The sequence below is a fragment of the uncultured Phascolarctobacterium sp. genome (assembly GCF_905212365.1).
GTDB lineage: Bacteria > Bacillota > Negativicutes > Acidaminococcales > Acidaminococcaceae > Phascolarctobacterium_A.
This window is the reverse complement of the sequence record NZ_CAJMEH010000071.1, coordinates 1-9,778: the sequence shown is the minus strand read 5'-3', so window position 1 is coordinate 9,778 and position 9,778 is coordinate 1. Positions and strand designations below refer to the sequence as shown.

Genomic DNA, 9,778 nt, shown 5'->3' with positions numbered 1-9,778 from the left:
TCGCTTATATTTTAGCACATCTGCCCCCCCTCGCAAGACCTTTTGGCTGGTATTTAGCTTTTGTTTCTGCATCTTGCGACCCTTTGTTATGCTTACTTCCGTCAAAAGCCCTACACTGCTCCGCCTTCTGCCGCCGCGCCATCCTTTTCCTGCGCTCAGCTTCATGCTTCCGCACGTTTTCTACCCTGAATCGCTCTAGGTTTTCCTGCATCTGTTCCTGCATTCTGCGCCGCAGCACATCATACCTGGCACTGCTTCCTTCCAATTCCCATATTTTAGTCATCGCCTTCTCCACAAGCTCGCCGCCGTGCATACCTAGCGCCATTGCCACAAGCTGCAAATAATCGTATAAATAATTTTTCTCGCCATATTCTATCTTTCGCAAAATCTGCACGTCTATGCCGCACATCGCCGCCAGCTCCTGCTGCTGCAAGCCGCGTTTATTTCTGGCGTCCGTTACGGCTTCTCCTATTTCCTTGCGCCGTATCAACAGTAATTCCTCAAACAAATTCTTCATCATTTACCGCCTGCCTTTCGGTTTTAAGCATACAGCAAAAAATGTCTAAAGCAGGAAAAGCGTATTTAAATACGTTTTTGTTATTTTCTGAAAATTATATGCTATAATTACCTCATCGAGCGCCGATGTAGTACAGTACGGAATTCCGTCATATTCAAGGCACAAAGCGCAACGCTCCCTTGAGCCTTAAAGGATGACAAGGATTGACAAAAAACAAGAAAACTGAATACCGCACCTTCACCCCCACCGAGCTGAAAAACCTTGTGCAGCGGGCGCAGTGGATAAAAGAAAGTCTTGAAAATTTTTCCTGTAGGCATTTATAAAACAAATAACGCTCCAACGTACCGTTTTCTATGCAGTACGCTGGAGCGTTATCGTTATACGCTTAATCCTCTATTCAATTACAGTTAAGCTGTTGGCCTGCGCCAAGGCATAAATTTCTTCCTCGCTAAGGCGGGAATATTTTACGATTTTTGTCAAAGGCTCCTTATCCTTAAGCATATCAAGAGCTGTGCTTTGACGTTCTTCCAGCATTCCTTCTGCGCGCCCTGCCATACGCTCGTCCTTTAATCTTGTAGATAATACCATAAACTCTCGCCTCACTTTCTTATCCTGCCGCAGCCTTACTACCTCCGCTTCCACTTCCTGCGTAAAAGCGTCCGTAGGAACTAGGTCGTTGACATAGCGCAAAAAATTTTTAACCAGCGGGCTCACCTCACCCCGTGTTCCCTGTGCATTAAGTAGCAGCACGGTGACGCCGTTTTTCAGCTCCAGCTGTAAATTTTCCAAGCACCGGCTTTTAAATGTATAAACGTAACGCCCTTCGCCAAATAAATCAAAGGCGCAGATAAATACTAAAACCAGTGGGTTCAGCTCGTCGAAATCATGCCCTTTTTGCAGCATATCCATATCCATGATGGATTGGTAATAACGTGTGCGCTTGGGTAAAAGCGGTTCGCCTGTAGCTTCTCCTAAAGTATTTTTGACCTGCATTTCCAGATTGTAACGAGTATTTCTTTCGTCTGCAACAATAACATCCAATCGCACGCCTCTGCTGTCATAATAGGGCTCAACGGTTTTTTCCGTTTCCGTGTAGATAATGTCGGCAATGTCCTTCTGCATAATAGCGCTGACAAGCCTTTGGCAAAGATATTTATTCTGCATCACTTTCTTGAACATAAAATCGTTACTGATAGGCAGATTGTCAAATTTAACTTTGTTCATATTTCATCTCCTTAATTATAGCATATTGGCCTTGAATTTGCTTATAAAATTTATTTTGTCAATCCACTTTCATCCAAGATAACCACCTTCTTAGCAAAAATTAAAAAAGCAGTACCGCCGACTACGTTATAATTCGTAGTCGGTTCGGTACTGCTGAATTTTGTTTAACACTAACGAAATTCTCGCGGAACGCTTTTAAACAGCGTCCGTTTACTGCCTTTTTGAAGTTGTTAAGCTTTACTATATTTTTAGTATAACAGAGATTTATTTTTCAGACAAGCATTTTATATTAAGCTAAACCCTTTATTCTAAACTGCACCTCAAATGGCATTGGCTGCTAGCTTACGATAGCATCACATTATTCGCTTACAAAAATAGAATTTTGCCCTTAACCAGCATTTTTTGCTAAGCTTTTTGGTGCGAGCCAAAAAGCGTCATTTTTGTTAAAAGCAAAAAAATAAGCAGCTACCGTCATAACGATACCTGCTTGTACTATATTTCAATTTAGCGCTTGGCAGCCGCAGCAATAATGCTTTCCGCCAAAGCCTTCAAGGTAATGCGCTTGGCCATGCTGAACTGCTGCATTTTGCGGTAGGCCTCCTGCTCCGTCATACCGTGAGCGGCCATAAGAATGCCTTTAGCCCGGTCTAAAAGCTTGCGTGTTTCCAGGCTGTCCTTCAGCTGCTGCAGCTCCGCATTAAGGCTCTGCATTTCCCTAAAGCGCTTCTCCGCAATTTCCATAGCCGGGAACAGCTGCTCCTCGCGCACAGGCTTCACCAAATAAGCAATTACTCCCGCCTCGGAGGCCTTTTCCACAATATCCTGCTGACTGTAAGCCGTCAGCAGCAAAACCGGCGCAATGCCCTCGTTAGAGATAATTTTTGCCGCCGTCAGCCCATCCATAACAGGCATCTTAACGTCCATAATAATAAATTCCGGCTGCAGTTCCCGCGCCAGGCGTACGGCCTCCTCGCCGTTAGCGGCCTCGCCCACTATTTCGTGACCGGCGTCCGTCAGCATCTCGCGCAAATCAAGACGCAGAATGGCCTCGTCGTCAGCCAGCAATATCTTCAACCTTTTCATCATTTTCCTACACCTTCCTTCGGAATCCTAACTAAAGCCAGCGTGCCGCCTTCAGGCCTATTCGTTAAAGTGAACGATCCTTGCAAATCGGATTCTGCCATGGTCTTAATAATTTTCAGCCCCAGGCTTTTGCGCCCCGTTATTTGAAAGCCCGGCGGCAGGCCGACGCCGTCGTCGGCAATGGACAGCAAGTAATCCTGCGTTTCCTCAGCAAAGCGCACCTGCAATTTACCGCTGCCGCGCTGCTCAAAGGCATGCTCGATAGCATTTTGCAGCAGCTCGTTCAGAATCAGGGCGATACTGGTCGCTTTATCCGAAGGCAACTGCACCTCGTCGGCTCTGAAATCTGCCTCCAGCTTAAAATCAGGAGCCAGCATGCTGCTCATAATGGCCTGATAAATCCCCTTAGCCGCCTTGCCCACATCGATAAGCCCCGAATCCTGCTGAGACAGATATTCGTGAACAATGGCGATGCTGTTGACGCGGCTGATACAGTCACGCAGCACCAGGCGCGTTTCATCGCACTGGGCGCGCCGCTGCTGCAAGCGCAGCAGGCTGGTGATGGCCTGTAAATTATTTTTCACCCGATGGTGAATTTCTTTAATAACCACCGATTTAATCAGCAGCTCCTCATCCTTTTTGCGCAGCTCCGTAATATCCTGCAAAATGACGATAGCGCAGCCGCCCTTGGGCCGCGGCACCACAGGCAGCACGCGAATGGAAAGCAGCAGACCGTGCATGGTAAACTCCTTGCTTTCCGCCGTACCCGTGTCCATAACCATGCCCACCAGCGGCCAGTTAATAGCTACGTCGTTAGTGCGAAAGCCCACTACCTGCGGCATATCCATCACATCAAACATATGCCGCGCTCTGTTATTGGCGGCTATAATCATTTTATTGGGGTCCACCACCATAATGCCGTCCGACGGCAGCATTCTTTGATAATGGGGATTATCCGCCGCCGACTGCTGCGCGTGGCATAACAGCTCCATCGCCTGCGCCAGAATGATTTCGTCCGGCGCTGCCGTTTCAAAGCTGACGGCAGCATAGCAATGCCCGCGCCCATCCAGCAGCGGATACACCTTGAGCAAATTAAACGCGCCTAAGGACCATTCCTTCTTACCCGTCAGCACCATGTTCTTTTGCAAAGCGCGCGCCACCAGCGGCTCCTCCACAGCGCGCACACGGCGGCCCGTCATGTCGGGACGTTCGCCGCTCATCTGCGTCATGGGCTGCTCCTGCTTATAAACATTCAAAAACTTTTTATCGTCGCCGGGCAGGTAAATAGTCACCTGACTGTGCGCCAAATCGGCCGCCAGCCCCAGCACCGCCTGCATCTTTTGTAAACTGTTTTTCTGTTCAGCCGTCAAATTGCTCAACATTGTTTATCCGCTTTCCTCCTTAGCTGTCCTTTCCACAGCAGCAAGCCGTTAATCCACCCTTTTATCCACACTATCCACAGCTTTATGCACAGCAATTAGCGCCTGTACAGGCCGTTTTAGCCAAGCTATCCACAATATCCACAGGCTTATGCACTCTGTTGGATATTTGTTCATCCCAATTTAAGCGATGGAACAGCGTTTAAATCCAGTGGACTGCGCATACCAGCCTGATACATAAAGTAACCGCGGCAGGCAATCATCACCGCATTATCAGTACACAGAATCGGCGTCGGATGCACCAGCTCGGCTCCAATGCCCTTCATTGCTGCCGCCAGCGTGTTTTGCAGCGTTTTATTGGCGGATACGCCGCCGGCCAGCACGATTTTTTCATAGCCCGTAGCCTGCATAGCCAGCACCGCCTGCTTAACCAGCGCATCCACGACCGCCTTCTGGAAGGAAGCGGCTACGTCGGCATGATTAACCTGCCTGCCGGCCTGCTCCTGATTGTGCAAATAATTAATAACGGCGGATTTGAGCCCGCTGAAGCTGAATTCATAGGGCTTGTCCAGATGCGCCAGCGGGAACTGCATCGCCGCGTCGCTGCCGTTCAAGGCCAGGCGCTCTATTTCCGGCCCTCCGGGATATGGCAGCCCCATAACGCGGGCAATCTTGTCAAAGGCTTCGCCCGCAGCGTCGTCGCGGGTCTGCCCCATCAGCTCAAAGCTGTTATAGCCCGTAACCTTGAGCAGAGCCGTATGCCCGCCGCTGACTACTAAAGCCATAAAGGGCGGCTTCAGCTCCGCATCGGTCAAAAAATTGGCAAAAACATGCCCCTCTAAATGGTTGACGCCGATTAAGGGCTTATCCGCAGCCCAGGCCAGCGCCTTCGCCGCCGACAAGCCCACCAGCAAAGCGCCTACCAGGCCGGGGCCATAGGTAACTGCCACAGCGTCTATTTGCTCCATGGATACCTGCGCCCGGCTCAAAGCCTCGTCGATAACGGGCATAATATTTTCAATATGCTTGCGGGAAGCTATTTCCGGTACAACGCCGCCAAACTTCCGATGAATTACGATTTGGGACGAAATGATATTACTCAACACCTCGCGGCCGTTTTTCACTACTGCCGCCGCGGTTTCGTCGCAGCTGCTTTCGATTCCCAATATATAAATATCCTTTTCCTGCTTAAGCACCTCAGCCATGACGCGCACCTTCCTTATACAGCCACATAATCACCGCGTTTTCGTGATTATCCTCGTAATAATGCGGCCTAATGCCTTCGCTGGCAAAGCCACAGGTAAGATAAGCCTTCTGCGCTGCTAAATTGCTTTCGCGTACCTCCAGCGTAACGGCTTCCGCGCCCAGCTCCCAGGCCTTGCTTACCAGCGCCGCCGTCAGCCGCGTACCATAGCCCTGGCCTCTTGCAGCCTGCGCCACCGCCACACGAGTGATCTGCGCTTCCCCGGCCACCAGCCAAAAGCCTGCGTAGCCCACCAGGCGTCCTTCGCATTCCATGGCCAAATATGTAGACAAGCTGTTATTCAGCTCGTTCAGCAGCATATTTTCGTTCCAGGCGTCGTAAAAGGCTTCCGCCTCAATCGCAACAACTGCCGGAAGATCTGCCGCTGCCAACGGCCTAAAGCTTATTGCTGCTGTTTCTTCTCCCACAATTCCTCTGCCTCTGATCTTCTGATATAGTACGGCTCCAAGCCAAAAATTCTTTTATCCGCCTCCGGGTCGAACTCGTCAAGCGCTGCCAAAGCCACCGAGCCGGCCCGCGGCATCCGCAAAGCCTGCGGCGCGGCCTGCACCCCTTCGGGCAAGCCCTTTTGTACTAAACGGCCGCATTCGCCAAGCAGCAACGCCGGGCTTCCCTTCAAAGCAATACGCTCCAGTGCCCTGCCGCCGCTGACTACCTGCACCGGCTCCAGCTCCTGCAGGCTGCCGTTCTGCCAACGATAAAGCGCCTGATAAAAATTACCCTTCTGCGCGTCCAAAACCGGCGACAGCACCATGCCCTCCAAGGGCACGTTATAAGCCAGTGCCTTCAGCGTATCCACGCCATGCAGGCAGCACTGCCAGCTGTAGGCCATGGCCTCCGCCGTTGCCAGCCCGATGCGCAGCCCCGTAAAGGAACCCGGCCCCATGCTGACAGCCAGCAAACCAATATCCTTTTTAGCCGTGCCCGTGCGCGCCAGCAGCTGCTCCAGCTGCGGCAGCAGGCCCTCGGAATGAGTCATGCCCATATTAATCGTATATTCAGCCAACAGCTCCCGCTCGCGGCATAAAGCCGCCGTGCAAACCTTGGTCGCCGTATCAATAGCTAAAGTCAGCATCCTGCTTTACCTCCTTCAGCAGCGCTTCGTAACGCTGCCCGCAGGGCGTCAGCATAGCCCTGCGTCCTGCGCCCTCGCGGCGCAGCTCAATTTTTAAATATTCCTCCGGCAGCTGTCCGGCAAATAAATCCGCCCATTCGATAAGCGTTACGCCCTCGCCGCCCGCATATTCGTCAAAGCCGATATCTTCCAGCTCCTCCGGGCGGTTCAAACGGTACAAATCAAAATGATGCACCTCCAGCTCCCGTCCCCGGTACACATTCATAATAGCAAAGGTGGGGCTGATCACATCCTCCGGCGGCGCGCCCAAGGCCTGCGCCACGCCGCGGCTGAGCAGCGTTTTGCCCGCGCCCAAATCGCCGTTCAGGCAATAAACGTCGCCGGAAGCGGCGTGCTTGCCGAGCAGATAGCCCAGCGACTCCGTAGCCGCCGCGTCTTTTAAATACACCTGCATACTATCTCTCCCCGCGCTTATTTATTGAGCAAGCTCTCGTTTCTCGTCAAAGGGTCCTCCAAATCCATATGCCCGCTCAGGGACACAACCTTCTTGCCCTCCACCATAATCTGCACCCGCTGAATCTCCGGAAATTCCGTCAGCGTATTGGCAATGGCGTAGCACAGCATCATCTCGTTATAAGACCCGTAAGACCTCTTCGCTAATTCCTTGGAAAAATCGGCGTAAGCCGTGCCGTCCGCGTCGATTTTCAAGCTCAAAACCTTCGTGCCGATGGGCACTACGTCGTCCATGCGCGCGTCCTGCGGTTTGATGCTTACCAAAGCGTTCAGCGCGTTTTCCGGCAAAGTCTTGCCGTTATCCTGCATCGTAATTTTTTCCGGCAGCAGCTTTTCGCTGCCGTCAGCCGCCGCACGGTAAACCACAAAGCTAATCTGCTTTACTTCCTGCTGCACCGGCGCAACAGGCCGTACCTGCCGCTTAGGTTCGTCGCCAAAGCAGCCGCTGTTAATTACTGCAAACACAAGCAGCATTACTAAAAATAATTTTTTCATCGATACTGCCTCCGTTTATGCAAAATACTTTTCAATACCTGCGACAATCATCGACGCAGTTTTTTTCTGGAACCAGTTGCTCTGCATCAGCGTTTCTTCCTTGGGATTGCTGATAAAGCACATCTCCAGCAAAGCGGCCGGCATACTGCACCGCTTCACCACATAGAAATTAGCCTGGCGCACGCCCAAATCGTCCACGCCGAAATTATCCGTCAGCTGCTTCTGCACGGCTTGCGCGATGCGCAGGTCGTGGTTCGTCTTAGGATAATAGTATGTGGAAAAACCGCCGACGCTCTTATTAACCGACGAATTGATATGCAGGCTCAGGAACAAATCGGAATTATATTTTTCCGCCACGTTGACGCGCGCCTGCAGCTCGTCCTTATCGCTGGCGTTAGGGCCGTAAACGTCCACGTCCTTGGTACGGGTCATATAAACCTTCGCGCCCTTCTTCTTCAAAAGCTCCTGCACCTTCAAGGTAATGGCCAGAGTAATCGTCTTTTCTTTGGTACCCTTAGCGCCGATGGCTCCTGGGTCGCTGCCGCCATGTCCGGCGTCCAGAGTAATAATCTTATCCTTCAAGCCGCCGCTAGTGCGAAATTTACCGCTGCCCTTGACCTCCGCAGCGCCCTTATTATCCTTAGTACTTGCAGTTTGGGCGGTCTGCTTCTTATCGTCCTGTTTTTTATTATTCTTGGACGTGTCTTTTTTACTGTCCGTCTTGACCACTGTATCTTTTTTACTGTCAGACTTCACCGCCGGCTGCGGCGTTTCCTTTACCGTCGCGGTGGCTGTCGTGCCGCCCTTGGTAGGCGTATTGCTTACCACCGGCTTATTGCCGACTACCGGCGCGGTAGTGGCTGTACCGGCAGCCGGAACCGTTACCGACGGCGCTGCCGTTTTAGCCGCCGTTATGTCCAGAACCACGCGAAAGGGACGTTTCGTCACAGGGTCCTTCTTTAACGTAAAAGCCTTATAGTCGCCGCTCGTAATGCGCATCTTCAAGGGCACGCGCACCACAGTATTGCTGCCGTTAGCCACGACCTGCATACTGTCGGCGACGGCGCTCTTTATCTTGCTTATTTTAAGCGCTCCGGCGTCGGCCTTAGCGTTCACCGTTAGTTTGAGCAATCCGTCTTCCAGCTCCACGGCGTAGCCTGCGGAATCGGTCGCGTCCACAACAAAACGCAAAACATTATCCTTATCCACGCCCCATTTTACATCAGTCACCTGCGCCGCTTCCGCCAGAGCTGTCAACAGCAGACAGCAGCACAGCAGCACCAGCAAAAATATTTTGCGCAAGAATATCACCTCGCCAACCTTATTTTATCGAAAAGCTTTAATATTTTATTTTATCATTATTAAGCCCGTATTGTAAACCCCAACAGATATTTCAGCCAGCGCCTGCCGCCTTGCCTCGCCTAAATGCGCGGCGATTTCGCCCGCCGCCAGGCCCACATCGCCGCAGGCCAGCGTGCCTGCCAAGCCGTGCAGGTAAACGCCGCAAACGGCAGCCTCCTGCAAGGTAATTCCCTGCGCTGCCAAAGCCGCAATAATCCCCGTCAGCACGTCGCCGCTGCCGCCGGTAGCCAAAGCGCTGCTGCCAGTGCTGTTCACGTATACCGTGCCGTCCGGGCAGCCGATAACGGTCGGCGCGCCCTTCAATACCAGTACAGCCTGCCACTCCTTCGCATATTTCGCGGCTACTTGCATTCTGTCGCGGTCAATGTCCTCCACCGCCAAGCCCGTCAGCCGCGCCATCTCGCCGGGGTGCGGCGTCAGCGCCTTAGGCGACTGCATCTGCGCCAGCATCTCGGTATGTCCCTGCAAAGCAGTTAAAGCGTCGGCGTCGATGACCACAGGCAGCTCGGCCTTCGTCAAAATATCGCGCACAGCCTGCTGCGTGCTTTCGGACACGCCCAGCCCCGGCCCTAACGCCAGCACGTCGGCGTTCTGCGAACGCTGCAGCACATCGTTAGCCGCGCCGCCGCCCAAAACGCCCGGCATGCGCTCCAGCAGGCCATGCACCATAACCTCCGTCAGCTTCACCGCCAAAACCTCGCGGCTGCTGAGGGGCGTCAGCAGCGATACCAATCCCGCTCCGGCCTTCACCGCCGCATTGCCGCACAAGGCCGCAGCCCCCGTATAGCCGGGGCTGCCTGCGCAGATCAGCACACGTCCGGCGTCGCCCTTATGCGCGTTAGCCGCCCGCAGCGGCAGCAAAGCCC

Annotated in this window: 11 protein-coding genes; all 11 read right to left on the bottom strand. The window is 52.6% G+C overall.

Annotated elements, in window-relative coordinates; all coding sequences use genetic code 11:
* Positions 1 to 4 precede the first annotated feature (4 nt).
* On the bottom strand, positions 5 to 520 hold the full coding sequence (locus tag QZ105_RS09495) for a helix-turn-helix transcriptional regulator (protein WP_293729680.1): 516 nt from the start codon (positions 518 to 520) through the stop codon (positions 5 to 7).
* 390 nt (positions 521 to 910) lie between these two features.
* Positions 911 to 1,741 (bottom strand): Rpn family recombination-promoting nuclease/putative transposase, encoded by an 831-nt coding sequence (locus QZ105_RS09490; RefSeq protein ID WP_293729679.1) that lies wholly within the window; start codon positions 1,739 to 1,741, stop codon positions 911 to 913.
* A gap of 504 nt (positions 1,742 to 2,245) precedes the next feature.
* Positions 2,246 to 2,824 carry a response regulator gene (locus QZ105_RS09485; RefSeq protein ID WP_366936038.1) on the bottom strand — a complete coding sequence of 193 codons (579 nt, stop codon included), beginning with the start codon at positions 2,822 to 2,824 and terminating at the stop codon, positions 2,246 to 2,248.
* Positions 2,824 to 4,206 (bottom strand): histidine kinase N-terminal domain-containing protein, encoded by a 1,383-nt coding sequence (locus QZ105_RS09480; protein WP_293729677.1) that lies wholly within the window; start codon positions 4,204 to 4,206, stop codon positions 2,824 to 2,826. Before QZ105_RS09480 ends, QZ105_RS09485 begins: the two co-directional genes overlap by 1 nt.
* Positions 4,207 to 4,376: 170 nt before the next feature.
* Positions 4,377 to 5,408, bottom strand: a complete 1,032-nt coding sequence (tsaD, locus tag QZ105_RS09475) for a tRNA (adenosine(37)-N6)-threonylcarbamoyltransferase complex transferase subunit TsaD (RefSeq protein WP_293729676.1) — start codon at positions 5,406 to 5,408, stop codon at positions 4,377 to 4,379.
* Complete coding sequence (gene rimI, locus QZ105_RS09470; RefSeq protein ID WP_293729675.1) at positions 5,401 to 5,874, bottom strand: ribosomal protein S18-alanine N-acetyltransferase; 474 nt, start codon at positions 5,872 to 5,874, stop codon at positions 5,401 to 5,403. Before rimI ends, tsaD begins: the two co-directional genes overlap by 8 nt.
* Positions 5,850 to 6,542: a tRNA (adenosine(37)-N6)-threonylcarbamoyltransferase complex dimerization subunit type 1 TsaB gene (gene tsaB, locus QZ105_RS09465; RefSeq protein ID WP_293729674.1), complete on the bottom strand. Its 693-nt coding sequence runs from the start codon at positions 6,540 to 6,542 to the stop codon at positions 5,850 to 5,852. The genes rimI and tsaB overlap by 25 nt, the downstream gene beginning before the upstream one ends.
* Positions 6,523 to 6,996: a tRNA (adenosine(37)-N6)-threonylcarbamoyltransferase complex ATPase subunit type 1 TsaE gene (tsaE, locus tag QZ105_RS09460; protein ID WP_293729673.1), complete on the bottom strand. Its 474-nt coding sequence runs from the start codon at positions 6,994 to 6,996 to the stop codon at positions 6,523 to 6,525. The genes tsaB and tsaE overlap by 20 nt, the downstream gene beginning before the upstream one ends.
* Before the next feature lie 17 nt (positions 6,997 to 7,013).
* Positions 7,014 to 7,550 (bottom strand): GerMN domain-containing protein, encoded by a 537-nt coding sequence (locus QZ105_RS09455; protein ID WP_293729672.1) that lies wholly within the window; start codon positions 7,548 to 7,550, stop codon positions 7,014 to 7,016.
* A gap of 15 nt (positions 7,551 to 7,565) precedes the next feature.
* Positions 7,566 to 8,852 carry an N-acetylmuramoyl-L-alanine amidase gene (locus QZ105_RS09450; protein ID WP_293729671.1) on the bottom strand — a complete coding sequence of 429 codons (1,287 nt, stop codon included), beginning with the start codon at positions 8,850 to 8,852 and terminating at the stop codon, positions 7,566 to 7,568.
* A gap of 45 nt (positions 8,853 to 8,897) precedes the next feature.
* Positions 8,898 to 9,778 (bottom strand): NAD(P)H-hydrate dehydratase (locus QZ105_RS09445; protein WP_293729670.1); only part of this gene is annotated, 881 nt, incomplete at its 5' end.